This window comes from Amycolatopsis albispora, from assembly GCF_003312875.1.
GTDB classification, from domain to species: domain Bacteria; phylum Actinomycetota; class Actinomycetes; order Mycobacteriales; family Pseudonocardiaceae; genus Amycolatopsis; species Amycolatopsis albispora.
In genome coordinates this window covers 5,176,270-5,201,011 of sequence record NZ_CP015163.1, presented here as the reverse complement: position 1 = coordinate 5,201,011, position 24,742 = coordinate 5,176,270, and the positions used below count along the sequence as shown (strand labels likewise).

Annotated in this window: 24 protein-coding genes; 11 read left to right on the top strand and 13 right to left on the bottom strand. The window is 70.5% G+C overall.

Annotated elements, in window-relative coordinates:
• Nucleotides 1-8 precede the first annotated feature (8 nt).
• Nucleotides 9-548 (top strand): dihydrofolate reductase family protein, encoded by a 540-nt coding sequence (locus A4R43_RS24455; RefSeq protein WP_113694476.1) that lies wholly within the window; start codon nt 9-11, stop codon nt 546-548.
• Here the strand turns inward: A4R43_RS24455 and A4R43_RS24450 are convergent.
• Both A4R43_RS24450 and A4R43_RS24445 read right to left on the bottom strand, forming a co-directional pair.
• Entirely contained in the window at nt 527-1,105 is a 579-nt protein-coding gene (locus A4R43_RS24450) for a TetR/AcrR family transcriptional regulator (RefSeq protein WP_113694475.1), read from the bottom strand. The genes A4R43_RS24455 and A4R43_RS24450 overlap by 22 nt on opposite strands.
• Entirely contained in the window at nt 1,072-1,884 is an 813-nt protein-coding gene (locus tag A4R43_RS24445; protein ID WP_113694474.1) for an SGNH/GDSL hydrolase family protein, read from the bottom strand. The genes A4R43_RS24450 and A4R43_RS24445 overlap by 34 nt, the downstream gene beginning before the upstream one ends.
• 93 nt (nt 1,885-1,977) lie before the next feature.
• On the opposite strand from A4R43_RS24445, the gene A4R43_RS24440 reads away from it, so the two are divergent.
• Complete coding sequence (locus tag A4R43_RS24440) at nt 1,978-2,793, top strand: alpha/beta fold hydrolase (RefSeq protein WP_113694473.1); 816 nt, start codon at nt 1,978-1,980, stop codon at nt 2,791-2,793.
• Here A4R43_RS24440 and A4R43_RS24435 read toward each other — a convergent pair.
• Entirely contained in the window at nt 2,779-4,248 is a 1,470-nt protein-coding gene (locus A4R43_RS24435) for a helix-turn-helix domain-containing protein (RefSeq protein WP_113697854.1), read from the bottom strand. The two genes, A4R43_RS24440 and A4R43_RS24435, sit on opposite strands and share 15 nt — an antisense overlap.
• A gap of 113 nt (nt 4,249-4,361) precedes the next feature.
• Between A4R43_RS24435 and exaC the strand changes: the two genes are divergently transcribed.
• The 4 genes from exaC to A4R43_RS24415 are packed head-to-tail and all read left to right on the top strand — an operon-like array spanning nt 4,362 to nt 7,515.
• A complete protein-coding gene (exaC, locus tag A4R43_RS24430) occupies nt 4,362-5,885 on the top strand; it encodes an acetaldehyde dehydrogenase ExaC (RefSeq protein WP_113694472.1) in 1,524 nt (507 codons plus the stop codon).
• Nucleotides 5,885-6,226: a DUF779 domain-containing protein gene (locus A4R43_RS24425; protein ID WP_113694471.1), complete on the top strand. Its 342-nt coding sequence runs from the start codon at nt 5,885-5,887 to the stop codon at nt 6,224-6,226. The genes exaC and A4R43_RS24425 overlap by 1 nt, the downstream gene beginning before the upstream one ends.
• A gap of 28 nt (nt 6,227-6,254) precedes the next feature.
• Nucleotides 6,255-6,950, top strand: coding sequence for an MOSC domain-containing protein (locus A4R43_RS24420; protein WP_205215072.1), 696 nt, complete (start codon nt 6,255-6,257; stop codon nt 6,948-6,950).
• Nucleotides 6,940-7,515, top strand: coding sequence for a TetR/AcrR family transcriptional regulator (locus A4R43_RS24415; protein ID WP_113694470.1), 576 nt, complete (start codon nt 6,940-6,942; stop codon nt 7,513-7,515). The genes A4R43_RS24420 and A4R43_RS24415 overlap by 11 nt, the downstream gene beginning before the upstream one ends.
• Nucleotide 7,516: 1 nt before the next feature.
• Here the strand turns inward: A4R43_RS24415 and A4R43_RS24410 are convergent, their stop codons facing one another.
• Nucleotides 7,517-9,133: a beta-N-acetylhexosaminidase gene (locus A4R43_RS24410; protein WP_113694469.1), complete on the bottom strand. Its 1,617-nt coding sequence runs from the start codon at nt 9,131-9,133 to the stop codon at nt 7,517-7,519.
• A gap of 131 nt (nt 9,134-9,264) precedes the next feature.
• A complete protein-coding gene (locus tag A4R43_RS24405; RefSeq protein WP_113694468.1) occupies nt 9,265-11,139 on the bottom strand; it encodes a propionyl-CoA synthetase in 1,875 nt (624 codons plus the stop codon).
• Nucleotides 11,140-11,378: 239 nt separating this feature from the next.
• Between A4R43_RS24405 and A4R43_RS24400 the strand changes: the two genes are divergently transcribed.
• Entirely contained in the window at nt 11,379-13,121 is a 1,743-nt protein-coding gene (locus A4R43_RS24400) for a serine/threonine-protein kinase (RefSeq protein WP_113694467.1), read from the top strand.
• A gap of 69 nt (nt 13,122-13,190) precedes the next feature.
• Here A4R43_RS24400 and A4R43_RS24395 read toward each other — a convergent pair whose 3' ends face one another.
• Entirely contained in the window at nt 13,191-14,168 is a 978-nt protein-coding gene (locus tag A4R43_RS24395; protein ID WP_113694466.1) for a chitinase, read from the bottom strand.
• A 134-nt stretch (nt 14,169-14,302) separates the two neighbouring features.
• Here A4R43_RS24395 and A4R43_RS24390 point away from each other — a divergent pair, with 134 nt between their 5' ends.
• Entirely contained in the window at nt 14,303-15,121 is an 819-nt protein-coding gene (locus A4R43_RS24390) for an NmrA family NAD(P)-binding protein (protein ID WP_113694465.1), read from the top strand.
• Nucleotides 15,122-15,128: 7 nt separating this feature from the next.
• Here A4R43_RS24390 and A4R43_RS24385 read toward each other — a convergent pair whose 3' ends face one another.
• Nucleotides 15,129-16,706 (bottom strand): dolichyl-phosphate-mannose--protein mannosyltransferase, encoded by a 1,578-nt coding sequence (locus A4R43_RS24385; RefSeq protein ID WP_113694464.1) that lies wholly within the window; start codon nt 16,704-16,706, stop codon nt 15,129-15,131.
• 194 nt (nt 16,707-16,900) lie between these two features.
• On the opposite strand from A4R43_RS24385, the gene rsmI reads away from it, so the two are divergent.
• Nucleotides 16,901-17,746 (top strand): 16S rRNA (cytidine(1402)-2'-O)-methyltransferase, encoded by an 846-nt coding sequence (rsmI, locus tag A4R43_RS24380; protein WP_113694463.1) that lies wholly within the window; start codon nt 16,901-16,903, stop codon nt 17,744-17,746.
• Here rsmI and A4R43_RS24375 read toward each other — a convergent pair.
• On the bottom strand, nt 17,735-18,289 hold the full coding sequence (locus A4R43_RS24375) for a QsdR family transcriptional regulator (protein WP_236808225.1): 555 nt from the start codon (nt 18,287-18,289) through the stop codon (nt 17,735-17,737). The genes rsmI and A4R43_RS24375 overlap by 12 nt on opposite strands.
• 81 nt (nt 18,290-18,370) lie before the next feature.
• Here A4R43_RS24375 and A4R43_RS24370 point away from each other — a divergent pair, with 81 nt between their 5' ends.
• Nucleotides 18,371-19,330 (top strand): quinone oxidoreductase family protein, encoded by a 960-nt coding sequence (locus tag A4R43_RS24370; protein ID WP_113694461.1) that lies wholly within the window; start codon nt 18,371-18,373, stop codon nt 19,328-19,330.
• On the opposite strand, the gene A4R43_RS24365 is transcribed toward A4R43_RS24370, so the two are convergent.
• Complete coding sequence (locus A4R43_RS24365) at nt 19,314-20,582, bottom strand: aminodeoxychorismate synthase component I (protein ID WP_113697852.1); 1,269 nt, start codon at nt 20,580-20,582, stop codon at nt 19,314-19,316. The two genes, A4R43_RS24370 and A4R43_RS24365, sit on opposite strands and share 17 nt — an antisense overlap.
• A 28-nt stretch (nt 20,583-20,610) precedes the next feature.
• Between A4R43_RS24365 and A4R43_RS24360 the strand changes: the two genes are divergently transcribed.
• Nucleotides 20,611-21,594, top strand: coding sequence for a DUF4185 domain-containing protein (locus tag A4R43_RS24360; protein WP_113694460.1), 984 nt, complete (start codon nt 20,611-20,613; stop codon nt 21,592-21,594).
• On the opposite strand, the gene A4R43_RS24355 is transcribed toward A4R43_RS24360, so the two are convergent.
• The 4 genes from A4R43_RS24355 to A4R43_RS24340 all read right to left on the bottom strand — a co-directional run bounded on the left by A4R43_RS24355 (nt 21,583) and on the right by A4R43_RS24340 (nt 24,700).
• The gene (locus A4R43_RS24355; RefSeq protein WP_113694459.1) at nt 21,583-22,197 is read right to left on the bottom strand and encodes a GH25 family lysozyme; all 615 of its coding nucleotides are present in this window, start codon (nt 22,195-22,197) and stop codon (nt 21,583-21,585) included. The genes A4R43_RS24360 and A4R43_RS24355 overlap by 12 nt on opposite strands.
• 97 nt (nt 22,198-22,294) lie before the next feature.
• Nucleotides 22,295-23,062 carry an ABC transporter permease gene (locus A4R43_RS24350; RefSeq protein WP_113694458.1) on the bottom strand — a complete coding sequence of 256 codons (768 nt, stop codon included), beginning with the start codon at nt 23,060-23,062 and terminating at the stop codon, nt 22,295-22,297.
• Nucleotides 23,052-24,038: an ATP-binding cassette domain-containing protein gene (locus tag A4R43_RS24345; protein WP_113694457.1), complete on the bottom strand. Its 987-nt coding sequence runs from the start codon at nt 24,036-24,038 to the stop codon at nt 23,052-23,054. The genes A4R43_RS24350 and A4R43_RS24345 overlap by 11 nt, the downstream gene beginning before the upstream one ends.
• An 80-nt stretch (nt 24,039-24,118) precedes the next feature.
• The gene (locus A4R43_RS24340; RefSeq protein WP_113694456.1) at nt 24,119-24,700 is read right to left on the bottom strand and encodes a PadR family transcriptional regulator; all 582 of its coding nucleotides are present in this window, start codon (nt 24,698-24,700) and stop codon (nt 24,119-24,121) included.
• Nucleotides 24,701-24,742 lie beyond the last annotated feature (42 nt).

Genomic DNA, 24,742 nt, shown 5'->3' with positions numbered 1-24,742 from the left:
CTGCCTGCATGCGGAAGATTGTTGCGAGCCTCTTCATCTCGCTCGACGGGGTGGTCGAGGCACCGGAAACCTGGCAGGGACCGTTCTTCGACGACCGGATGGGGGAGGTCACCGGCTCGCGGTTCACCGAGGCGGGCGCGCTCCTGCTCGGCCGCAAGACCTACGAGATCTTCGCGTCGCACTGGCCGAACGAGACCGAGGACGCGCTGGCCGGCGTGCTGAACAGCGTGCCGAAGCTGGTGCTGTCCACCACGCTGGACTCGGTCGACTGGACGCCCTCCACGTTGATCAACACCGACGCGGCGGCGAAGCTGGCCGAGGAGAAGGCCCGCGACGGCGGGGACATCCTGGTCTCCGGCAGCGTCAGCGTGGTCCGCTGGCTGCTGGCCGAGGGCCTGCTGGACGAGCTGGAGCTGCTGGTCCACCCGACCGTGCTCGGCAAGGGCGAGCGCCTGTTCGACAACACCCAGGTGAACTTCGAGGTCGCCGAGACCGAGCAGTTCCCCGGCGGCGCGGTCCGGATCGTCTACCGCCCGGTGGCCGGCTGACTCCCGAGGTAGGCGTCCAGGGTGACCGCCAGCAGCACGTCGATCGACGGCGCGAAGCTGGCCTTGGCGAGGCCGCCCCACAGCCACAGCTCCGCCAGGCCGTGCAGCGCCGCCCACAGCGACGCGGCGGTCAGGCGGGGATCGGTGTCCGGCTCCGACGCCGCGCCCGCCAGGTCCGCGAAGAAGTCGAAGACCGCGCTGCTGGCGCGCACGAGTTCGGCGTCCTCGGTGTCGAGCAGGTCGTGCCGGAACATCAGCTCGAACATCGCCGGGTTGCCCAGCGCGAACTCGATGTAGGCGTGGCAGGCGGCGATCAGCCTGGCGCGCGGCGGACCGGGCGGCAGCGTCTCGCGGCGCGCGTACAGCTCGGTGAACCCGGTGGCCGCGACGGCGGAGAGCAGTTCGGCGCGGCCGGCGAAGTGGCGCAGCGGGGCACCGTGCGAGACGCCGGTGTGCTTGGCGATGCCGCGCAGGGTGACCGCCTCGACGCCGTCGGCCGCGAGCAGGGCGACGGCGCCGTCGATCAGGCGTTGCCGGGGAGCGGGGCGGAGATCCATGCCCTGATCTCCTCGGTCGAGACCGGCAACAGTTCCGGGCGCTTCGGCAGGAAGCCGTCGCCGGGGGAGCGGCCGATCAGCCGGTTGCGCAGGCGCGTGATGGCGACCGGCCGGACCACGTGCCACAGCCATTCGGCGTGCGCGCGGGCGTCCGGCCGGGCGGGCGCGCCGGGCAGGTCGGCCAGCCAGCTCGGCTCGAACGGCACCGCCAATGCGGTGAGCAGGTGCGCGGCGAGGCGGCGGTGGCCGAGGTCGGACAGGTGCAGCCGGTCGCGGCCGAAGTACCGCAGGTCGTCGGCGGCGCGGTCGGGCCAGAGGTCGACCAGCTCGGTGCCGTAGGTGGCGGCGGCGTCGCGGATGGCGTCGTTGAGCGCTTCGATCCGGGGGCGCAAACGCTTGCCGAACGGCATGCGGTGGGAGATGTCGCTCAGCGTGAACAGCACCACCTTCGGGGCGAGCCCGGTGACGCGGTGCACGGCGGTGTCCACGCGGCGCGCGAGTTCGGCCGCGCTCGCGCCGGCGAGCACGTCGTTGGCGCCGCCGAACAGGGCGACCAGATCGGGTTGCAGCGTGCTGAGCGCGGGTACCTGCTCGACGGTGATCTGGTCCAGCCGACGGCCGCGCACGCCCAGGTTGGCGTAGCGGAACCCGGGCGCGTCCATGGCGAGCCGGGCGGCGACGAGGTCGGCCCAGCCGCGGTAGCGCCCGTCCGCCGGATGCGGGTCGTCGAGCCCTTCCGTGCAGCTGTCGCCGAGCGCGACAAAGCGTTCGTAACCCATTCATCTCTCCGTCGCCGTCTGTTCAACCCGGTCCCACTTTGTAGCAAACCCATGTAGACGCCGTCTACATCGGGTCTCTGGTTGGGTGGGGGCATGGAGCTGACTGAGCGGTTCGAGAGTTCGGCCGGACAGGTGCGGTGGGCGAGCTTCGGTGACGGCCCGCCGCTGGTGCTGCTGCACGGCACGCCGTGGTCGTCGTTCGTCTGGCGCCGGTTCGCCGAGGTGCTGGCCGGGTGGTGGCGGGTTTACCTCTGGGACATGCCGGGTTACGGCCAGTCCGCGAAGTTCGACGGCCAGGACGTGTCGCTGGCCGCGCAGGCGCGGGTGTTCAGCGAGCTGCTGGACCACTGGGGCCTGGACCGGCCCGCGGTGGTCGCGCACGATTTCGGCGGCGCCGTCTCGCTGCGCGCGCACCTGCTGCACGGACGCGCGTACGAGCGGCTCGCGGTGGTCGACCCGGTGGCGCTCGCGCCGTGGGGGTCGCCGTTTTTCCGGCTGGTGCGGGAGAATGCCGCGGTTTTCGAGGAACTGCCGCCGTTCCTGCACGAGGCGCTGGTGCGTGAGTACATCAACTCGGCGAGTTCGCCGGGGCTGCACGCGGACGTGCTGACGAAGCTGACCGAACCGTGGCTCGGCGAGGTCGGGCAGGCCGCGTTCTACCGGCAGATCGCGCAGGCCGACCAGCGCTACACCGATGAGGTGCAGCCGCGATATCCGGAGATCGACCTGCCGTTCCTGGTCTGCTGGGGTGTGGACGACCAGTGGATCCCGGTGGCCAAGGCGTCGGAGCTGGCCGGGCTGGTGCCGGGTGCGGGGCTGCGGCTGATCCAGGGCGCCGGGCACCTGGTGCAGGAGGACAACCCGGCGGCTCTGCTCGGTGCGTTGCTGCCGTTCCTACGGGGCGAGTAGGCGGCCGCGGTGCGTGCGGACCAGGGAGCGCCGCGGGTCCTCGCGGGGGAGTGCGTCGAGCAGGGCGTCCATGATCTCCGTGTCGTCGACCCCGCATGAAGTGTCCCAATAGGACCAGAGGGCGTCGCTGTCGCCGGTGGTCAGCAGGACGTGGCGCACCAGCGCGGTGAGCGATTCCCGTTCCTCCCGCACCGCGGGCGATTCCGACTCCGGGAGCAGCGGCCCGGGGAAGTCCACGGTGAAGCCACGACGCGCGGCGGACCTGGCGCGCAGGAAGTCCGCGTCCAGTTCGGCGGCCAGCCGGTACGGGCGCGTCCGCACCACCTCCGGGCCGAGTTGCCCGCGCAGCCGGTGGATTTCGGCGCGCACGGTCACCGGGTTGCCCGCGTCGCCGTAGAGCTGCCAGGCCAGCTTGTCCGCGGTCAGCCCGGCCGGGTGCAGCGCCAGCAGGGTGAGGATTTCCGCGTGCCGCAGGGTGATCGGCACCTCGCGACCGTCCACTGTGGCCGAAGGGTAGCCGTCGCCGAGGAACCGCAGGGCGAGCTTCGGCGTTCGCGTCACCCTGGTGCCGCGCTTGACCCGGAGCAGATAACCGTCGGGCAGCGGTTCGACGGTGCCGAGGCGGCCGTCCGGCAGGGTCACCGCGCCGCCGGCCCGCCGGATGTCCACTGTGGACGGCAGTTCGCACGACTCGGTGGCCAGCACCCGCCCGCTCGCCGACAGCAGCGCGCCCGGTTCACCGCGCAACGCGGCCAGGTGCGGCATGTTGGCCCGCCGCGTCTTCTCGTCGCGGACCGCCAGCTGCGCCCGCAACTGTCCCTCCGCCAGGCTCGCCGACGCCGTGACCAGCGCCAGCATCGCCGGGTGGACCGTCCGCAGCGGCCCGCTGACGTCGATCGCGCCCAGCAGGGCGCCGGTGTCGGGGTCGCGCAACGGCGCCGCCGCGCAGGTCCAGGTGTGGTAGGTGCGCACCAGGTGCTCGGCCGAGTAGATCTGCACGGCCTCGCCGGTGGCCAGTGCGGTGCCCATGGCGTTGGTGCCGATCACGTCCTCGGTCCAGCGGGTGCCCTCGGCGAGCCGGACCTCGTCGGCGCGGCGGCAGACGTCGCTGGCCCCCTCGCGCCACAGGATCAGGCCGTCCGCGTCGGTGACGATCATGATGTGCTCGGCGTCGTCGGCGATGCTGACCAGCGTCTGGCGCAGCAGCGGCAGCACCGGCGCGAGCGGGTGCGCTTCCCGCAGGTCGGCGACCTCACCCCGGTCGCAGACCACCGGCGGCAGCTTGCGGTCCGGATCGACGTGCGCGGCGAGCGAGCGGTCCCAGGATTCGGAGATCAGCGAGCGCGGCGACCGCGGCGACGGCACGCCGGACAGCACGGCCTCGTGCACGGCACGCAGCAGCTGCGCGTACTCCATCGGGTCGCGCAGTAGCTCCGGTGCCGGCCGCTCCGCCATGTGGACGAGCGTAGTGAGCGCCGTCACGGCGCTGCAACGTCCGTGCAACGTCACCGCGCCTACCTTCGCCGCCAACGCCAATCCGGGCAACGAAGCAGGAGGTCAGGGCGCAGATGACCAGGTACGCGGCACCCAACACCGAAGGCAGCGTCGTCAGCTACGAGACGCGCTACGACCACTACATCGGCGGTGAGTACGTGGCACCAGCCAAGGGCCAGTACTTCGAGAACCCCAGCCCGGTCACCGGCAAGGCGTTCACCGAGATCGCCCGCGGCACCGCCGACGACATCGAGAAGGCGCTCGACGCGGCCGAGGGCGCGGCGCCGGCGTGGGGCCGGACCTCACCCGAGGAACGCGCCGGCGTGCTGCTCAAGATCGCCGACCGGATGGAGCAGAACCTCGAGACGATCGCGGTCGCCGAGAGCTGGGAGAACGGCAAGCCGGTCCGCGAGACGCTGGCCGCGGACATCCCGCTGGCCATCGACCACTTCCGCTACTTCGCCGGTGCGCTGCGGGCCCAGGAGGGCGGCATCTCGCAGATCGACGCGGACACCGTGGCCTACCACTTCAAGGAGCCGCTGGGCGTGGTCGGCCAGATCATCCCGTGGAACTTCCCGCTGCTGATGGCGACCTGGAAGCTGGCCCCGGCGCTGGCCGCGGGCAACGCCGTCGTGCTCAAGCCCGCCGAGCAGACCCCGGCCTCGATCCACCTGCTGCTCTCGCTGATCGGCGACCTGATCCCGCCGGGTGTGCTGAACGTGGTCAACGGCTTCGGCGTGGAGGCGGGCAAGCCGCTCGCGTCCAGCCAGCGGGTGCGGAAGGTGGCGTTCACCGGCGAGACCACCACCGGGCGGCTGATCCTGCAGTACGCCAGCGAAAACATCATCCCGGTGACCGTCGAGCTGGGTGGCAAGAGCCCGAACATCTTCTTCGACGACGTCGCCGCCGCGAACGACGCCTTCTACGACAAGGCGCAGGAGGGCTTCGCCCTGTTCGCGCTGAACCAGGGCGAGGTGTGCACCTGCCCGTCGCGCGCGCTGATCCAGTCGGGCATCTACGACCGCTTCCTCGGTGACGCCGTGGAGCGCGTGAAGAAGATCAAGCAGGGCGACCCGCTGGACACCGACACGCAGATCGGCGCGCAGGCCTCGAACGACCAGCTCGAGAAGATCCTGTCCTACATCGACATCGGCAAGCAGGAGGGCGCCAAGGTGCTCACCGGCGGCGAGCGCGTCGAGCTGGACGGCGACCTCGCGGGCGGTTACTACGTGCAGCCGACGGTGTTCGAGGGCCACAACAAGATGCGCATCTTCCAGGAGGAGATCTTCGGGCCGGTGGTCTCGGTGGCGAAGTTCGACGACTACGCCGACGCGATGAAGATCGCCAACGACACGCTCTACGGCCTCGGCGCCGGGGTGTGGTCGCGGGACGGCAACGTCGCCTTCCGCGCGGGCCGCGAAATCCAGGCGGGCCGCGTGTGGGTGAACAACTACCACGCCTACCCGGCGCACGCGGCGTTCGGCGGGTACAAGGCGTCGGGCATCGGGCGCGAGAACCACAAGATGATGCTCGACCACTACCAGCAGACCAAGAACCTGCTGGTCAGCTACTCGGACAACGCCCTGGGCTTCTTCTGATGGAGAGGGTGGCCCTCACCGAGGAGGCCGCCGAGTTGCTGCGGGAGCTGGTGGCACAGCACGGGCCGGTGATGTTCCACCAGTCCGGCGGCTGCTGCGACGGCAGCGCGCCGATGTGTTACCCGGCAGGCGAATTCCGCATCGGTGCCGCGGACGTCCACCTCGGGGATCTCGAGGTGGACGGCATCGAGGACGTGCCGGTGTGGATGTCCGGGCCGCAGTTCGAGTACTGGCGGCACACGCACCTGACCATCGACGTGGTGCCGGGACGGGGCAGCGGGTTTTCGCTGGAGGCGCCCGAGGGCGTGCGCTTCCTGATCCGGTCCAAACTGCTGGAGTAGTACGAACGGTCGTGCTAATTTCTCTACCATGACCGAACTGCTGATCAACGGGGTTTTTGTCGGGCAGCCGAGCGTGCTCGGGTACCAGCGCGGCGAGCCCGTGCTCAGCGGCATCACCAAGGCGAGGACCGGCGAGGCGCACCTCGAGCTGTCCGAGGTGAACCTCGCCGGTGACGCCCAGGCCGATCTCAGCGTGCACGGCGGCCCGGACAAGGCCGTCTACGCCTACCCGGCCGAGCACTACCGCGGCTGGGCCGCCGATGCCTTCGACCTGGAACCGGGTGCGGTCGGGGAGAACCTTTCCCTGCTCGGGGCGGACGAATCCACCATCCGCATCGGTGACGTCTGGTCGTGGGGAGACGCCGTCGTCGAGGTGTCCCAGCCGCGGACGCCGTGTTACAAGCTCGGCATGAAAACCGGCCGCCGCGACCTCATCCCGGCGATGATCGACTCCGGCCGCAGCGGCTGGTACCTGCGGGTCCGGCAGCCGGGCACGGTGCCCACCAACGGCTCGCTCACCCTGGTCGAGCGCGACGAAGCGAGTCCGACGATCACCGAGCTGTACCTGATCTCGTTCGCCAATCCGTCGAATCTCGACGCCGGGCAGCGGGCCGCGTACCTGGACCTGGCGCGCCGAGCGGTGAAGGCACCCGCGCTGGCCGAGCAGTTCCGGCACGGCCTGCTCGGCAAGCTGCAGCGGGTGGAGGCGCGCGATGCCGGTTGACGGCAGGCTGGCGCGGGGTGACGCGACCCGGCGCGAGGTGCTGCGGCGGGCGGTCGACCTCGCTTCGGTGGAGGGGCTCGACGGGCTGTCCATCGGCAGGCTCGCCGGTGAACTGGGCCTGAGCAAGAGCGGGGTCTTCGCGGTTTTCGGCTCGAAGGAGGAGTTGCAGCTCGCCGCGATCGAAGCCGCGAACGCGATCTTCACCGAGCACGTGGTGGACCCGGTGCCCGCCTCGCTGACCGGTCCGGACCGGTGCCGGGAGCTGTGCGAACGCTGGCTCGACTACTCGGAGGCCCGGATCTTTCCCGGCGGCTGCTTCTTCTTCCACACGTGCGCCGAATTCGACGCACGGGACGGCCGGGTGCACGACGCACTGGTCGCGCGGAGCCGGAACTGGACCCGGCTGCTGGTGGAATCGCTCGACGGGGTGGCCGACGCCGAGCAGGTGGTCTTCGAAATCGAGGCGCTCGCCCGCGCGGCGAACGCGTTTTCCGTGCTGTACGGGGATGCTGACGCGTACCGGCGGGCGCGGACCGGAATCCGCGCCCGCCTGGCTCAGCTGTGACCTACTTCCACTCGATCTGCGGCGACCGGTAGAAGTCGATGCCCTGCAGCGTCCACCGCGGACCCTGCTTGGCGACCCGGTCGCGGTAGTTCTCCCAGTTGTGCTTGGCCCGCGGCGACCAGCCGAGCTCGGCGATCGCGGTCAGCCGCGGGAACGCCATGAACTCGATGTCGTTGATGTTCCGCAGGGTTTCCGACCACAGCGGGGCTTCCACGCCGAGCACCGACGACTCCGGCACACCCGGGACGAACGTGCCCGGGTCCCAGTCGTAGGCGGTCTTGGCCTCGATGTAGCCGGCCCACTTGAGGCCCAGCTTGGTGTTCTCGTCGTACTTCATGTCCAGGTACGCCTTGTTGGCCGGCGAAACCAGGACCTTGCTGCCGCGCTTGACCGCCTCGGCGACCGCGGCGTCCCCGTCCGGCGTGCTCCACCAGTACTGCGGGGTGGTGGTGGCCGGCGAGTTCGCCTTGGCGATTTCGTGCCAGCCGAACGGCTTCTTGCCGTACTTCGCCGCCATCGGGATGACGCGCTCCATGAACTTCTTGAAGTCCTCGTCGGTGGTCGCGTGCGCCTCGTCGCCACCGATGTGGATGTACGGGCCGGGCGTCATGGCCGCCACTTCGCGGATGACGTCCTCGACGAACTTGTAGGTCAGCTCGCTGTCGATGCACAGCGAGGAGTAGCCGACCTCGATGTCCGTGCGCGGCGGCGGGGCGATCCCGTCGCAGTTCAGCTCCGCGTAGGTGGACTGCGCGGCGTTGGTGTGCCCCGGCATGTCGATCTCGGGCACGATGGTGATCTGCCGCTCGGCCGCGTACTTGTTCAGCGCGGCGTAGTCGGCCTTGGTCAGGTAACCGGCGCCGACGCCGTCCACGCCGGTGCCCGGGCCGCCGCCGACCGTGGTCAGCTTGGGCCAGCTGTCGATCTGGATGCGCCAGCCCTGGTCGTCGGTCAGGTGCAGGTGCAGGTAGTTGATCTTGTACTGGGCCACGTGGTCGATGTAGGCGCGGATCTCGTCCGGCGTGTGGAAGTGCCGGGCCAGGTCCAGGAACGCACCGCGGTAGCCGAAGCGCGGGTAGTCCACGATCCGCCCGCCGGGCACCGACCAGGCGGTGCGCTGCGGGGTGTCGGCCTCGATCTTGGTGCCGAACAGCTGGCGCAGCGACTGGGCGCCGTTGAACAGCCCGGCGGCCGAGTTGGCCCGGATGGTCACGCCGGCGAGGTTCGAGTCGAGCTGGTAGCCCTGGTCACCGATGCGCGGGTCGGCACCGCCGAGCAGCAGCGAGATGCCGGGCGCCCACGACGGCGCCGAGCTGACCTTGAGCGGGTACCCGGTGGCCGGGCGCAGCAGGCCGGCCAGGTAGTCGCCGACCTGCTTGGCCTCCTTCGAGCCCGGCTGGGTGCGGATGCGGCTGAGCGGGGTGAGCCAGAACCGGGACCGCTCGTCCGGCTTGACTTCGACCGGTGCGGGCAGCACGTCGGTCAGCTGGGTTCCGCCGTGGTTCGACGGGGCCGCCGCTTCCTCGGGTGCCGCGGCGGCGGCCCCGGTGGAAGCCACCGTCGACACGGCCAGCACGGCCGCACCGAGCAAGGCGGACAAGGACAAACGCTTCCTCACGGAGCACCTCCGGCAGGGAGACTTAAGAGTGCATAAAGGTATAGACCAATAAACCGGGCAGCACAACGGCCGTTGGTGGGGTTGAGGAATTTCGCGGGCGTCGCCCGGACAGGGAATCCGTAACCGCGCGATCACTCGCCGCGCAGGACGGACCGCAGCGCGTCGAGCACCTGCGGGTCCTCGATGGTCGACGGCACCGGCTCGTCGCGGCCGTCGGCGATCCCGCGCATGGTCTTGCGCAGAATCTTGCCGGACCGGGTTTTCGGCAGAGCGTCCACCACGGACACGTCGCGGAATGCCGCCACCGGGCCGATATCGCGGCGCACCGCGGCCACCAGCTCCTCGCGCAGCCGCGCTTCGTCAATGTCCACACCGGACTTGAGCACGACGAATCCCCTGGGCAGCTGCCCTTTCAGGGGGTCGCGCACGCCGATCACCGCGCATTCGGCGACCGCCGGGTGCGCGGCCAGCACGGCCTCCATCGAACCGGTGGACAGCCGGTGCCCGGCCACGTTGATGACGTCGTCGGTACGGCCCATCACGAACAGATAACCGTCTTCGTCGAGAAAACCGGAATCGCCGGTGAGGTAATGGCCTTCGTACCGCGAAAGGTACGCCTCGACGTAACGGTCGTCGTCACCCCAGAGCGTGGGCAGGGTGCCCGGCGGCAACGGCAGCCTGATGGCGATGGCGCCCTCCTTCCCGGCGGGCAGGTCGTTGCCTTCCTGGTCCAGGATGCGCACGTCGTACCCGGGCACCGGCACGGTCGCCGAACCGGGTTTCACCGGCATCGGCTCGATGCCGCGGAGGTTCGCCGAAATCGGCCAGCCCGTTTCGGTCTGCCACCAGTGGTCGATCACCGGGGTGCCGAGCTTTTCCCGCGCCCAGTGGTAGGTCTCCGGATCGAGGCGTTCCCCCGCGAGGAACAGCGTGCCGAACTTCGACAGGTCGTACTTGGCCAGCTCGGTGGCGTCCGGATCGACCTTCTTGATCGCGCGCAACGCGGTCGGCGCGGTGAACAACGCCTTCACCCCGTGCTCGGCGATCACCCGCCAGAACGCGCCCGCGTCCGGCGTGCCGACCGGTTTTCCTTCGTACAGCACGGAAGTGGCCCCGATCAGCAGGGGCGCGTAGACGATGTAGGAGTGCCCGACCACCCAGCCGACGTCGGAGGCGGTCCACCAGACGTCCCCGGGGTGGATGTCGTAGATCGCGCCCATCGACCACGCCAGCGCGACCGCGTGCCCGCCGGTGTCCCGCACCACGCCCTTGGGCTTCCCGGTGGTGCCCGAGGTGTAGAGGATGTACAGCGGATCGGTCGCGGCGACCGGCACCGCGTCCGCCGGTTGCGCGTCCTCGACCAGCTCGGTCCAGTCGATGTCGCGCTCGCCGAGTTCGGCACGGGCCGCGTCGCGCTGCAGCACGACCACGCTGTCCGGCTGGTGCTCGGTGCCGCGCAGCGCCTCCTCGATGATCGGCTTGTACTCGACCACCCTGGTCGGCTCGATGCCGCAGGACGCGGCCACGATCACCTTCGGCTTGGCGTCCTCGACGCGGGCCGCCAGCTCCTTCGGCGCGAAGCCGCCGAACACCACCGAGTGCACCGCGCCCAGCCGCGCGCACCCGAGCATGGCGATCACCGCCTCGGGCACCATCGGCATGTAGATGATCACCCGGTCGCCGCGGTCCACGCCGAGCGAGCGCAGCGCGCCGGCGAAGCGGGCGACGGCCTCGTGCAGCTCGCGGTAGGTGTAGCGGCTGGTGGTGCCGGTGACGGGGGAGTCGTGGATGAGCGCGACCTGCGCACCGCGGTCGGCGAGGTGCCGGTCGAGCGCGTTGTACGACGTGTTCAGCTCGCCGTCCGGGAACCAGCGGTACAGCGGCGCGGCCGAGTCGTCGAGCGCACGGGACGGCTTCCGGGTCCAGTCGATCCCCTCGGCGGCGGCCAGCCAGAAACCCTCGGGATCCGACATGCTCCGCTGATAGGTTTCGGCGTACTGGGCCATGGGGACCTCCTCGTCGACGAGCCGGCACGCCCATCTTGTACCGGCTGCCCGGCGTGAGCGAAACGAACCCGCTTGACCAGGGGAAACACCCCTGGTGGCAGGTAGCATTGCCGGTTCGGCGGTGACGCGACCGACGCGGTCGAGTCCGCACCGTGATGAACCTGCCGGGCGACGCCCGCGTCCAACGACAGACCCGACATACTGGAGCCGGGTAGCAAGGCAACGACAAGGAGCGGGGAGTGGATTCATTCGCGAGCTCGTTGCTGTCGTTCGCATACGAGGTGTTCGGGCCTGGTTTCTGCCCGGGTGGCGCGGTGTGGGCGACCAGCATGGCGGGCGCGCTGATCGCGTTGTTCCCGGTGGCGGGCGCGGTGATCGTGGCGCTGATCCGGAAGTTCACCGGGAACCGGTACGACCCGACGATGATGGCCGTGATCGGCCTGGTCGCCGGCTTCTTCACGCTGATCATGCCGTGGCTGCTGTTCATCGGGGTGTCGAGCAACTTCAGCGCGGTGCGCGCGGGGGAGAGCGCCGACCTGTCCGCCGGGCTGATGGAGGAGCTGGGCAACAACCGCTGCGACTTCATCGGCAAGCAGAGCGACTACCTCGGCGGTGGGCAGAACGTCTACGAGGCGCTGTTCTACCCGTCGGGCGGGCTGGCCTACGGCTACTACCTCGGTGCGCTGATCGGTCTTCCCGCGCTCACCCTGCTGTTTGTCATGCTGCTGGCCCGCACCGCGCTGCGCCGCGGTCCGAAGTGGCCTGCCCGGTTCTTCTGGATCCCGTTCGTGCTGATGTTCTTCTTCAGCATCGGGGTCTCCGCGAACACCGCGGTGCACCTGTGGCTGGGCTTCCTGCCGGTGATCGTGCTGGGCATCATGCCGGTGGCGCTGGTCGGCCCGCCTGCCTGGTCGACGCTGCAACGCTCGGAACGGCCGCCGGAGCGGCGGCCGGTGGAGCCGCCGCGGCAACCGCCGCCATACGTGCCGCCGCCTTCGCAGCAGCGTCAGCTGCCGCCGCCCGCGCCGCCGAAGGAGTACCCGAAGACCGCGCTGGCGCAGGCACCCGAACCGCAGCCGGCGGAGAGCCCCGGGCTGGCGAACACGCCGGGGCCGATGCCCGTTCCGCCCGGTTCGAGCGGTTCCGCGGGCAGCAGCCGGTACCGCCGGGTCCGGCGGCTCGGGCACGGCGGGTTCGGCACCGTCTGGGAGGCCGTGGACAACCAGCTCGGCCGCACCATCGCGCTGAAGATCGCGCACGCGCCGGACCGGGACACCGTCGAGCGCATGCAGCGTGAGGCGCGGGCGCTGGCCGTGGTCAACCACCCGAACTGCGTGAAGGTGTACGACCTGGTCGAGGAGCCGGACGGGCTCGCGCTGGTGATGGAGTACCTGGAGGGGCAGCCGCTGGGCGCCGCGGTGGACACCGGCGGCCCGCTGGACGACGTGGCCGCGGGCCGGTTGTGGGCGACGATGGCGGGCGCGCTGTCGGCGGCGCACGAGAAGGGTGTGCTGCACCGGGACGTGAAGCCGTCGAACGTGATCCTGGACCCGGCGGGCATCGCGCACCTGATCGACTTCGGCATCGCCCGCAGCAAGGGCGACTCGCAGCTGACCGCGACCGGCATGATGATCGGCACGCCGGACTTCACCGCGCCGGAGACCGCGGCGGGCGCGCCCGCGTCGCCGGCGTCGGACGCCTGGCAACTGGCCGCGACGGTGAGCTACGCCCTGTCCGGCCAGCCGCCGCGGGGCACACGGGAGACGCCGATGGCCGCGCTGATGGCGGCGGCGCGGGCGGAACCGGCGAACAAGCTGCCGCAGCGGAGTGTGCACTCGCGCCTGCTGATCGCCTCGCTGGACCCGGAACCACGCCGTCGTCCGACGCTGGCTTCGGTGCGGAAGGAAGTCGAGGGGTGGCTGTCGCGGGCGGGCAAGTCCCCGGATGGCCCAGTCACCCGAGTGGTACCGCGCGCCCACTGACCCGCTCGCATGTCACGAATGTGGCTTTCGAGACGTTCCGCGTCTCGAAAGCCACATTCGTGACGTCGGTCAGCGCAGCGAGTTCAGGTGCGCCCGGACCGGCGTGGAGAAGGCGCCGCCGCTGGTGGCGTCCCAGTTGGTCGACCAGGTCATCACGCCCCCGATCGCCGGGAACGCTGTCGCGGGCACGTACGAACCGCAGTTCGTGCGCTTGGCCAGGCAGCTCAGCGCGTTGTTCACCACGGTCGGGTTGACGTACCCGCTACCCGCCGCCGACGGCGAAGCGGGCAGGCCGAGCGAGACCTGGTCCGGCCGCAGCGTGCGCAGCAGGAAGCAGGCCTGCGCGGTGATGAAGTCGACGTTGCCCTGGTGCACCACCTGGTCGTTGCAGCCGAGCATGCTGCCCGAGTTGTAGTACTGCGTGTGCACCGCGGTGATCAGGTCCTTCGTCTGCTCGATCAGCTGCAGGTACCGGCCGCCGGGCTGCACGTCGATCGTCTGCGGCGCCATGGTCAGCAGGAACCCGTCGCCGAGCCGCGAGCGCAGCTGCTTGATCGCGCTGGCCGTGTTCGCGACGTTGAGCCCGTGTTCGAGGTCCACGTCGAGGCCCTGGATGCCGAAGTTCTGCGCGATCGCGGCGAAGCTGTCGACGAACCTGGTCACGTTCGCCGGTGAGCTGAGGTCGACGTTGCCCTTCTCCCCGCCGATGGACAGCAGGATCGACTTGCCAGCCGCCTTCTTCGCGGCGATGTCGGCCTTGAGGTCGGCATCGGTGTACCCGCCGACCGCACTGGCCAGTCCGGGGTCCACGCCGAAGGTCACCGCGCCGGGGCGGGCCGGGTCGGAGTTGGCGAAGGCCAGCACGATCACGTCGTAGGCGGCCGGGACGTCGGCGAGCTTCTGCGGCTTCGCGCCGTTGACGAAGTTCTGCCAGTAACCGGTGAGGTGCTTGTTCGGCACCGCCGCGCCCGCGGTGGCGGGCAACCCGGCGAGCAGCAGGAACACCGTCGCGACCAGTGCGGCGAGCGGGGACTTGCGCGGGGACATGTCGGCTCCTTCGGCGACTTGTGGTCTAAACCAATACGGCCATGGTCTGGTCCAATGCGCCGAAAAGCAACAGCTTGACCTCGAGTCAACTGGAGCCTCTAGCGTCGCGACCAGCCAACGAGGAGGGAATTCCGATGACGATTCTGGTGACCGGCGCGACCGGCAACGTGGGTGGCCACGTGCTCCGCCAGCTGCGGGAACGCGGGGTGCCGGTGCGGGCGCTGACCAGGAACCCGGCGGCGGCGAAGCTGCCGGACGACGTCGAGGTGGTGGCCGGTGACCTGGCCGCGCCCGAGACGCTCGACGCCGCGTTCGAGGGGGTGAGCGCCGCCTACCTGATCACCTTCGACGGTTCCGACGGCTCGGCGCTGACCACCGGACCCGAGATCGCCAAGCGCGCCCTCGCGGCGGGCGTCCGGCACGTGACCATGCTCTGGAGCGGGCAACCCGGCCCGCTGGAGGCGGACATCGCGGCCAGCGGGCTGTCCTGGACCACGCTGCAGCCGGTCGAGTTCATGTCCAACACGCTGCTGTGGGCGGACTCCATCCGCACCGAGGGCGTCGCCAGGGATCCGTTCGCCGGGTTGCGCAGCGCGATGGTGCACGAAGCCGACATCGCCGCCGTCGCGGTGGAGACGCTGCTGAACCCCGGGCACAACGGCCGCGAATACGTGCTCAGCGGGCTGGAGGTGCTGACCGTGCCGGACAAGATAGCGCAGCTCAGCGCGGCCACCGGGCGTGACATCCGGTTCGTCGAGCTGACCGAGGAGCAGGCCAGGGCCCGCCTGCGGGACATGGGTGCCTCACCGGAGGCCGTCGACCACGTCATCGGCTGGTACGCCGATCCGCCGGTCGAGGGCTACACCGTGGTGGACACCGTCGAGCGGGTCACCGGCCGCCCGGCACGCACCTTCGCGCAGTGGGCGCGCGAGAACGCCGACGCCTTCCGCTGAGCGCGGGTCACCGCCACGACGGCAGCCACAACTCGGCCTGCCAGTGCGTGTTGGTGATCGAATCGCCGTTCAGGATCGGCCACAGCCAGGCGAAGTTGGCCACCACCAGCCCGACGTACAACGACACCACGAGCAGTCCGGTGCCCCGCCGTTCGAACCCCTGCTGCACCGCGCCGAGCACCTGGCCGAGCACCAGGGTCAGGCCGAGCACCAGGAACGGCGCCATCGGCGTGGCGTAGAAGAAGTACATCTGGCGGTCGAGGTTGACGAACCACGGCAGCAGGCCGGCCAGGTAGGCGACCAGCACGGAGGCGTAGCGCCAGTCCGCGCGGAACAGCCAGCGCCACAGGCCCCACGCGAGCACCGGCACGGCCAGCCACCACATCGCCGGGGTGCCGATCAGCATGGTGGCGCGCACGCAGTCGGCTTCACCGCAGCCGGCCGCGGCGGGCCCGGACTCGTAGGCGTAGAGCATCGGGCGCAGCCCCATCGGCCACGTCCACGGCTTGGATTCCCACGGGTGCGGGTCGTTCTCCGGGGTTTTCAGCCCGGAGTGGAAGTCGAGCACGTGCAGCGAGTAGTGCACGAGCGAGGCGAGCGCGTCGGGCACCCAGCCGAAGATCCACCACGGCTGGATGTTGTCCAGTTCGACCAGGTGCCGGTCGGTGGCTGTTTCGCTGGCGAACCAGAAGGTCCAGGTGCCCAGGTAGACCAGCACCGGGATGGCGACCAGGCCCCACAGCGCCGGGGCGACGTCGCGCCGCAGCGTGCCCACCCACGGCCGGGGCACGCCGGCGGCGCGGCGGGCCGCCACGTCGAAGGCCACGCAGAGCAGGCCGAACGCGATGATGTAGTACAGCCCGGACCACTTGACGCCGAGCGAAAGCCCGATCATCACCCCGCCGGTGAACCGCCACCAGCGGAACCCGAGCCGCGGCCCGTACGGTGATTCGTCGGCCCAGCCTTCGCGCACGGCCAGCGCCATGCGTTCACGCACCTGGTCGCGGTCGATCAGCAGACAGCCGAACGCGGCGACGACGAAGAGCGCGGTGAAGATGTCCAGCATGCCCATGCGCGACTGCAGGTGGAGCACGCCGTCGCAGATGACCAGCACCCCGGCGACACCGCCGAGAAAGGTGGACCTGGTCAGCCGGCGGGCGATGCGGATGACCAGCAGGATGAGCACGGTCCCGGCGAGCGCGGCGGAGAAGCGCCAGCCCCAGCCGTTGTACCCGAAGAGCCACTCGCCGATGGCGATCAGCTGCTTGGCGACCGGCGGGTGCACGATCAGCTCGTAGCCGTAGTTGTCCTCGTAGCCGCCGTTGCGCAGCATCTGCCACGCCTGCGGGACGTAGTGCTTCTCGTCGAAGACCGGCGTGCCCTTGTCGGTCGGGACGCCGAGGTTCTGGAAGCGGATCACGCCGCCGATGACCACCAGTACCAGCGTGACCAGCCAGCCGCGGAGCCGGTCGACCGGCATCGGACGGCCGAGCAGGACGGCTTCGCGGTCGGTGGGCGGGGCGTGCTCGTCAACCGGATCCGGGCGCGGGCCGTCACCGAACGGGCGCGTCAGGAGTGCGGTCACGGGACCCGATCCTAGGCGCCGAGGTGTGAGGACGCCGCGAGCGCCCAGCCCGGGCCGCTCCGCCAGTCCGCCGATCCGGCTGTGCCCGGCCGTGTCCCGGCTGCCCAGCCCGGCTGGTCCGACTGGTCCCGCCCGCCCCAACCCCCGGGGTGGCGACCGCCGGCTTCAAGCAACCGCTCATCTAGGCTCTCGCCATGGCCGAAACCGGGCGGCTGGTGCTCGCCGCGACACCGCTGGGGGACGTGGGTGACGCGTCCCGGCGGTTGGTGGAGGCGCTGGCCGCGGCTGACGTGATTGCCGCCGAGGACACGCGCCGCCTGCGCAATCTCGCCGCCGCGCTGGAGGTCGCGCCTGCCGGCCGGGTGATCAGCTTCTACGAGGACGTCGAAACCGCGCGCCTGCCGAAGCTGCTCGAGTCGATCCGTTCGGGCGAGACCGTGCTGCTGGTCACCGACGCGGGCATGCCCAGCGTGTCCGATCCCGGCTACCGCCTGGTCGCGGTCTGCGTCGAGGAGGAGCTGCCGGTCACCTGCCTGCCCGGCCCGTCCGCCGTGACCACCGCGCTGGCGTTGTCCGGCCTGCCGTCGGACCGGTTCTGCTTCGACGGCTTCGCCCCGCGCAAAAGTGGCGAAAAGGCTAGGTGGCTGAGTGGCCTGGCCACTGAGCCACGCACCACCGTGTTCTTCGAATCACCGCACCGGCTGGCCAGCACCCTGCGTGACGCGGTCGAGGTGCTCGGCCCCGATCGGCGGGCCGCCGTGTGCCGCGAGCTGACCAAAACGTACGAAGAGGTCAAGCGCGGTTCCCTCGGCGAGCTGGCCGACTGGGCCGACCAGGGCGTGCGCGGGGAGATCACCGTGGTGGTCGAGCCCGCGCCCCCGCGCTCGGCCAGCGTCGAGGACCTGGTCGGCGAGGTCGCGGACCGCGTGGCCGCCGGGGAGCGCCTCAAGACGGCAGCCGCCGAGGTGGCCGAAGCGACCGGCGTGTCGAAGAAGGAGCTGTACGACGCGGTACTGGCCGCGCGCAAGTCAGCGAAGTAACGCGGCGACGGCCTCTCGCGCCTTGTCGGCGTCGGGTTCCTCGCCGGAGATGATGTCGGTGTAGATGAACGACTCGGCGATCCGCACGATCAGGTAGGCCAGGTCGTGCACCGGCAGCGGCGGTTCCAGCGCGCCCCGGTCGATCTCCTCGGTCAGCATCGACTCGACCGCCGCGATGGTGCGGCGCTGCACCAGGCTGGCCTTCGTGGTGAGCAGCCGCAGCGCGCGTTCCGGCTCGCGGCGCAGGAACGCGCGGAACGGCCCGTCGTTGTTGACCGTGCGCACGTAGGTGCCGACGACCTCGGCGATCCGCGCCCCGCCCGAGCCGCCGACCGCGCGGTTGTGCCGGTCGAAGGTGCGCTCGGTGATCGACCAGATGACCTCGCCGAGCAGCTGCTCCCGGTTGCCGACCCACCGGAACAGCGTGGCCCGCCCGACCTTCAGCTCGGCGGCCAGCTCCTGCATGTCGATCCGCCGCCCGGCCAGGAACCACTGCCGCGCCAGCTGGAACGCGTCCGTCACGTCCGGTTTGGTGGAGACCACGTATGGAACATAACACGACATTGTCTCACCATGAGACGATCGGTAGGATCGTCTCATTCGACGAGGGAAAGGCTGGCTGGAATGCGTGCTGTGCAGGTGACCGAGTTCGGCGGACCCGAGGTCCTGAAGCTGGTGGAGCTGCCCGATCCGGAGCCCGGCCCCGGTGAGGTGCTGATCGAGGTCGACCACGCCGGCGTCAACTACGCCGACACGCACCAGGCCGAGAACAGCTATCTCGCGCCGACCGAGCTGCCGCTGGTGCCCGGTGGTGAGGTGGTCGGCCGCACGCCGGACGGCAGGCGCGTGGTGGCGTTGCTCCACAAGGCGGGCGGTTACGCGGAGAAGGCCATCGCGCCGGAAGCGACCACCTACGAGGTGCCGGACGGCGTCGACGACACCGCGGCGCTCGCGTTCATCGCGCAGGGCATGACCGCGTGGCTGCTGCTCCGCAAGAACGCGCACCTGGAGGCCGGTGAGTCGGTGGTCGTGCACGCGGCCGCCGGTGGCGTCGGCTCGCTCGCCGTGCAGCTGGCGAAGGCGTGGGGCGCGGGCCGCGTGATCGCGACCGCCAGTTCCGAGGACAAGCGCGAGCTGGCCGTCGACCTCGGCGCCGACGTGGCGGTGGACTCGCGGGCCGAGAACATGACCGACGTGCTGCGCGAGGCCAACGGTGGCAAGCGGGTGGACATCGTGCTCGACATGACCGGCGGTCGCATCACCGACGAGAGCATCGCCGCGCTCGCGCCGTTCGGCCGCCTCGCCTTCTACGGCATGGCCAGCCGCGAGCAGCCGAAGCCGGTCGAGCTGCGCAACCTGCTCGGCCATTCGACCACCATCTCCGGCATCTGGCTGCCGCACGCGCTGCGCCTGCCGGGCGGCGTGTTCGAGCGCGGCCTCGCCGAGCTGTTCGACCTGGCGAAGAGCGGTCAGGTCAAGGCGATCAACGGCGGCGAGTACGCGCTGGCCGACGCCCGCCGGGCGCACGAGGACATCCGATCCCGCGCGACCACCGGCAAGCTGCTGCTCAACCCCAGGGCGTAGCCAGCAGCCGGTCCAGCGGTGCCGCCTTGTGCAGGCACTCCTGCCATTCGCGGGCCGGGTCGGAGTCGGCGGTGATGCCGCCGCCGACCCCCAGCCACAGCCGGCCCGCGTGCAGTTCGAAGGTGCGGATCGCGACGTTCAGCTCGAGCCCGGCGACCGGGGAGACCAGCCCCATCGCGCCGGTGTACACCCCGCGCGGCACGGGCTCGAGTTCCGCGATCAGGTCGAGCGCGCGGATCTTCGGCGCGCCGGTCACCGAGCCGGGCGGGAAGGTGGCTTCGAGCAGCGCGGCGTCCCCGGTGACCACCCGACCCTCCACAGTGGACTCCAGATGCCAGACGCCGGGCGCCGGGCGCACGGCGAGCAGCTCGGGCACCCGGACACTGCCGACCGCGCAGACCCGGCCGAGGTCGTTGCGCACCAGGTCGGTGATCATCACATTCTCCGCGACGTCCTTTTCGGACTGCCGCAGCAGCCCGGCCAGGTGGTCGTCGTCCGGGCCGCGGCGGGGGAGCGTGCCCTTGATCGGCGTGGAGCGGACCAGATCGCCGTGCCGGGCGAGGAACAGCTCCGGCGACAGGGAAACCACCGAACCCCAGTCGCCGGTGAGGAACGCGGCTCGCCGCGGCCGCAGCCGCCGGGTGCCTTCGCCGAACAGCTCGGCGGCGTTGCCGTCGAAGGCGGCCGAGAAGCGCGTGCAGATGTTCGCCTGGAACAGTTCGCCCGCTTCGATCGCGTGCACGCAAGCCTTCACCGCGTCGTGGTGCTCGGCGGGCAGTGGCCGGTGCAGTTCGGTGGGCGTCCAGCCGTGCCGGGGCGGCACCCCGCGCAACACGGCTTCGAGTTCCTGCCGGAGTTCGTGCGGCTCGTCGCCGTCGACCAGCGCTTCGAACCACCACGTGCCGTCACTGTCCAATCGCAACACGTGATCCGCCCAGCCCCAGGCGGCTCGGGGAAGTGGCGTGCGCCGCCCGCTGGGATCGGTCAGGTCGTAGGACAGGTAACCGAACCAGCCGCCGCCGATCGCGCCGGGCACCACGCCGTCCACCGGGAGCATCGGCAGCGAATACGCCGAATCGGGCGCCACCTCGCCGATCGCCACGCTGGGCGCGAGCACCGCGCGCGAGCCGAACCACTCGCCCGACAACGCGGCCGGTGGCGGCAGGCCGCGGGCGCGGGCGCGCGCGTCGAGCAGCGACAGCGCCACCTCGGGCGCCACCGTCGAGTGCATCGCCGCGCGCACCAACCGCATGGCGGCCATTGTGACCTACCGTCGGGGCATGGTCCGAGTACTGGAAACCACGCGAGTGGCACAGGTCACCGGGGCCGGCACGGGCACCGACGAGCGGTTCGGCATCCACGCCACCGATCTCGGCGTGCTCTGGGACGCCGGGGACGGCCGGGTGCTGGTGCTGTTCGGCGACACCTACGGCGCGGGCTGGGGTGGTGACGGGGCCGGGCCGCCGGAGGCGGACTGGCGGTGCAACGTGCTCGCCCATTCGTCCCAGCGAGACCTGTCGCACGGGCTGGTGCTGGACGGCGTGGTCACCAGGGAGGACGGGCTGGCCGCGCAGGTGCTCGCCTCGGCCGACCCGCGTGACGAGTGGACGATCATTCCCAACGCCGGTATCGCGATCGACGGCAGGCAGTACGTGCACTACATGTCGGTCCGCAGTTGGGGACCGCCCGGCCAGTGGCACACCAACTACGGCGGCATCGCGGTGTCCGACGACGGCGGCGAGACCTGGGCGCAGCCGGCCCGCGCCCGCTGGATCAACCGCGCCGAGCGCGACCACCCGTTCCAGATCGGCTCGTTCGCGCGCGACGACCACCACGTCTACCTGTTCGGCACCACCAACGGCCGTTTCGGACCGGCCTACCTGGCCCGCGTCGACCCGGCGTCCGTGCTCGAACCGGCGGCCTACCGGTACTGGACCGGCGACGGCTGGGGCCGCGACGAGTTCGCCGCCGCGCCGGTGCTGCCGGGCCCGGTCGGCGAGCTGTCCGTGGAGTACAGCGTCCACTTCGGATGCTGGCTGGCGATGCACCTCGACGAGCACCGCGCGGCGATCGTGCTGCGCACCGCGGACCGGCTCGAAGGGCCGTGGTCCGACGGCGAGGTGGTGGTGTCCGGACAGGACTGGCCCGCGCTCTACGGCGGTTACCTGCACCCGTGGGCGCTCGACGGCGACGAGATCTACTACCTGATCTCGCAGTGGGGGCCGTACAACGTGTTCCTGATGAGGAGCAAGTTAGAGAAGTAGGTCCGCCAGTACGAACGGGTACACCACGGCGTCGTAACCGATCTCGCCGTGGAAGCCGGGTGCGTCGTCGCCGCTGCCGTGCTGGTGCACGCCGAGTCGCGAGTGGAACCAGCCGGGACGGCCGGGGATCCCGTTGTGCCGGGCAAGCCACAGCACCACTTCGGAATCGGCCCACTTGTCCGGGTGCAACTCGTGCAGCCACTGCTCGTAGCCCGCGTACACCAGTACCCGCTTGATGTTCGCCGCGTGCCGCAGCCCGCGGATCCAGGACTTGATGAAGCGGTCGCTGATGCCGGGCGCGCGCACGTCCAGCGACGGGGCCAGCGAACCCGGCGCGAACACCCCGAGCGGGCTCGCCGTGCGCAGGAAGTGCGTGACCTGCTCGTGCACCGAACCGGGCCGGGCGAAGTGGCGTGCGCCGGTGTGCAGCCCGGCCGACTGCGCGGCCCGGACGTTGCGGATCGCCGCTGTATCGCTCCAGTTCGTGCTCTCGGTGATCGTCACGCTGGAGAACAGCACCCCGTTGGCACGCACGGTTTTCCAGTCGTCCACCGTTTCGTGGTGGGACAGGTTGATCCCGCGCTCGGGCTCGGGTTCGCGCATTCGCCTCCTCCCCCCGAGGTAAGTGAAAGGCCACCATACGTGCGATCAGCACATATGGTGGCCTCACCGGTCCAGCGTGTCCGAAAATGTCAGCCGCTCACGCGTTTTCCTTCTGGAACGTCCGCACGCCCCAGAACAGGGAGAGCACCGCCATCACCAGCAGCGCCACGCAACCGGTGAACAACGCGTCCATCGTGATGTCCCCGCGGAACGCCGCGCGCTCGGCGTCGACCACGTGCGAGAACGGGTTGATCCGCGACAGGTTGTACAACCACGCCGGGGCCAGCCCGGTGGTGATCGGCACCAGGATCCCGGACAGCAGCAGCAACGGCATCAGCACCGCGTTCAGCAGCGCCGGGAAAGCGGTCTCGCTCTTGATCAGCAGCGCCACCGAATAGGACGCCGAGCCGAGCGTGATCGCCAGCAGCGCCACGATCACCAGGCTCATCAGCACCCCGGTCACCGGCGCGTCCAGCGGGAACACCAGGAACGCCACCACGATGATCAGCAGCGCCTGCACGATCGCCTGGAAGCTGGCCGCGAGCAGCTTGCCGAGCAGCAGGGCCGCCCGGCTGATCGGCGTCACGCGGAACCGCTCGGTGACGCCCGCGCGGTATTCGGCGAGCAGGCCGAACCCGGCGAACGAGGTGCCGAACAACGCGGTCTGCACCATGATCGCCGGGGTGAGCACCGCCCACGAGTTGCCCGGCGGGAAGCCCGGTGTGTTCTCCACGACCTTCTCCATCAGCGGCCCGAAGAAGAACAGGTAGAGCAGCGGCTGCATGATGCCGATCAGCACCCAGGCCGGGTTGCGCAGGGACAGCGTCATGTCCCGCTTGAAGATCAGCCAGATGTCACGGAACATTCGCGGCCTCCGGAGCGGGCGTGGCGGCCTCGGCGTCGCGCAGGGAACGACCGGTCAGGGTGAGGAAAACGTCATCCAGCGTCGGCCGGTGCACCTGCATGGACTCCATCGTGATGCCCGCGGTGTCCAGCGCGCGCAGCAGTTCGGGCATCGCCACGTCACCGCGCGGCACCCGGAAGCGCACCGTGTCCTCCACAATGGACACCTCGTGCGCGCCGGTCAGCCGCCCGGCGATCTCGGCCGCGGCGGCGGCCGACTCGGCGGGCACGCCGACGGTCACGCCGTCACCGGAGACGCGCGCCTTGAGCGAGTCGGGCGTGCCCTCGGCGACGATCTCGCCGTTGTCGATGACCAGCACACGGTCGCACAGCGAGTCGGCCTCGTCCAGGTAGTGCGTGGTCAGGAAGACCGTGACGCCGTGCTGCGTGCGCAGCGCGCGGATGTGCTCCCACAGGTTGGCGCGGCTCTGCGGGTCCAGCGCGGTGGTCGGCTCGTCCAGGAAAACCAGGCCGGGCCGGTGGATCAGGCCGAGCACGATGTCGAGGCGGCGGCGCTGGCCGCCGGAGAGCGTTTTGGTCTGGCGCTGGTCCAGGCTGGCCAGGTCCAGCTGCTCGGCCAGTTCGGCGCCGCGGGCCAGCGAGTCGGCCTTGGACAGTCCGTACAGCCTGCCCTGGATCTCGATCTCCTCGATCACCTTGCAGTCCTGCCAGGTGCCGCCGGCCTGCGCGACGTACCCGATGCGGCGGCGCACCCCGACCGGGTCGGCCAGCAGATCGCAACCGCCGACGGTGGCCTGCCCCGAAGTCGGCTTGAGCAGCGTGGTGAGCATCCGGAGCGTGGTGGTCTTGCCTGCCCCGTTGGGCCCCAGGAAGCCGACCAGTTCCCCCTCGGCCACATCGATGTCGACGCCCTTGACGGCGTCGACCGTGCGGCCACGGGCGGTGAACCGCCTGGCGAGGCCGCGTGCGGTGATCATGCCTTCCCCTCTCGGTAATCAAATTTGACTAGTGAAGCGACCGGTATGTTCCCTGGCTATCGCGATCGGGTCAACCGGGATTACCGGTGCACGGGAAAGGTGGGCGGCTCGTCGTCGGCCATCTGGTACTCGCCCGCCTCCAGCGCGGTGACCAGGTCGTGCACCCAGGAGCGCACGGTTTCGGTGAGCCCGCCCCAGAGCCCGTACATCCGCACCACGTGCGGCGGGTGCCCCCACTCGCGTGCGTGCTCGGCGGTGTGCGCGGTCTCCGCGGTCGCGCCGTCGAGCCGGACCTCCAGCAGTTTCAGCAGCTCGATGGCGCGCGAGCGCTCCAGCATCGGCATCAGCACGATGCCGGCGGACAGCTCGTGCCCGGTGATGTCGGCGTCGGTGAGCGCGCCGGTCAGCAGCCGGAAGAACTCGCGCTCACCGGCTTCGGTGAGCTGGTAGGCCACGCGGTCCGGGCCGCGCCCCGACTCGGTCTCGACCTCTTCCAGGAGTTCTTCGCGCGCCATCTTCTTCAGCGCGTGGTAGATCGAGCCGGGCTGCACGCTGGCCCAGCTGTCCGCACGCCAGTTGAGCAGCTCCCGCCGCACCTGGTAGCCGTGGGCGCGGCCGCTGATCCGCACCACGCCGAGCACCAGCAAGCGGGTCGCGGACAACGGGCCTCCCAGGACAGAACGCGAGTGACGGCTTCCGTAGGC

Bases quoted from the DNA above. Each gene is read 5' to 3' on its own strand.
- exaC (WP_113694472.1), top strand. From the start codon at position 4,362: ATGACCAGGTACGCGGCACCCAACACCGAAGGCAGCGTCGTCAGCTAC.
- A4R43_RS24455 (WP_113694476.1), top strand. From the start codon at position 9: ATGCGGAAGATTGTTGCGAGCCTCTTCATCTCGCTCGACGGGGTGGTC.
- A4R43_RS24350 (WP_113694458.1), bottom strand. From the start codon at position 23,062: ATGTTCCGTGACATCTGGCTGATCTTCAAGCGGGACATGACGCTGTCC.
- A4R43_RS24360 (WP_113694460.1), top strand. From the start codon at position 20,611: ATGGTCCGAGTACTGGAAACCACGCGAGTGGCACAGGTCACCGGGGCC.
- A4R43_RS24405 (WP_113694468.1), bottom strand. From the start codon at position 11,139: ATGGCCCAGTACGCCGAAACCTATCAGCGGAGCATGTCGGATCCCGAG.
- A4R43_RS24425 (WP_113694471.1), top strand. From the start codon at position 5,885: ATGGAGAGGGTGGCCCTCACCGAGGAGGCCGCCGAGTTGCTGCGGGAG.
- A4R43_RS24445 (WP_113694474.1), bottom strand. From the start codon at position 1,884: ATGGGTTACGAACGCTTTGTCGCGCTCGGCGACAGCTGCACGGAAGGG.
- A4R43_RS24415 (WP_113694470.1), top strand. From the start codon at position 6,940: ATGCCGGTTGACGGCAGGCTGGCGCGGGGTGACGCGACCCGGCGCGAG.
- A4R43_RS24435 (WP_113697854.1), bottom strand. From the start codon at position 4,248: ATGGCGGAGCGGCCGGCACCGGAGCTACTGCGCGACCCGATGGAGTAC.
- A4R43_RS24390 (WP_113694465.1), top strand. From the start codon at position 14,303: ATGACGATTCTGGTGACCGGCGCGACCGGCAACGTGGGTGGCCACGTG.
- A4R43_RS24420 (WP_205215072.1), top strand. From the start codon at position 6,255: ATGACCGAACTGCTGATCAACGGGGTTTTTGTCGGGCAGCCGAGCGTG.
- A4R43_RS24345 (WP_113694457.1), bottom strand. From the start codon at position 24,038: ATGATCACCGCACGCGGCCTCGCCAGGCGGTTCACCGCCCGTGGCCGC.
- A4R43_RS24365 (WP_113697852.1), bottom strand. From the start codon at position 20,582: ATGCGGTTGGTGCGCGCGGCGATGCACTCGACGGTGGCGCCCGAGGTG.
- A4R43_RS24450 (WP_113694475.1), bottom strand. From the start codon at position 1,105: ATGGATCTCCGCCCCGCTCCCCGGCAACGCCTGATCGACGGCGCCGTC.
- rsmI (WP_113694463.1), top strand. From the start codon at position 16,901: ATGGCCGAAACCGGGCGGCTGGTGCTCGCCGCGACACCGCTGGGGGAC.
- A4R43_RS24440 (WP_113694473.1), top strand. From the start codon at position 1,978: ATGGAGCTGACTGAGCGGTTCGAGAGTTCGGCCGGACAGGTGCGGTGG.
- A4R43_RS24355 (WP_113694459.1), bottom strand. From the start codon at position 22,197: ATGCGCGAACCCGAGCCCGAGCGCGGGATCAACCTGTCCCACCACGAA.
- A4R43_RS24395 (WP_113694466.1), bottom strand. From the start codon at position 14,168: ATGTCCCCGCGCAAGTCCCCGCTCGCCGCACTGGTCGCGACGGTGTTC.
- A4R43_RS24370 (WP_113694461.1), top strand. From the start codon at position 18,371: ATGCGTGCTGTGCAGGTGACCGAGTTCGGCGGACCCGAGGTCCTGAAG.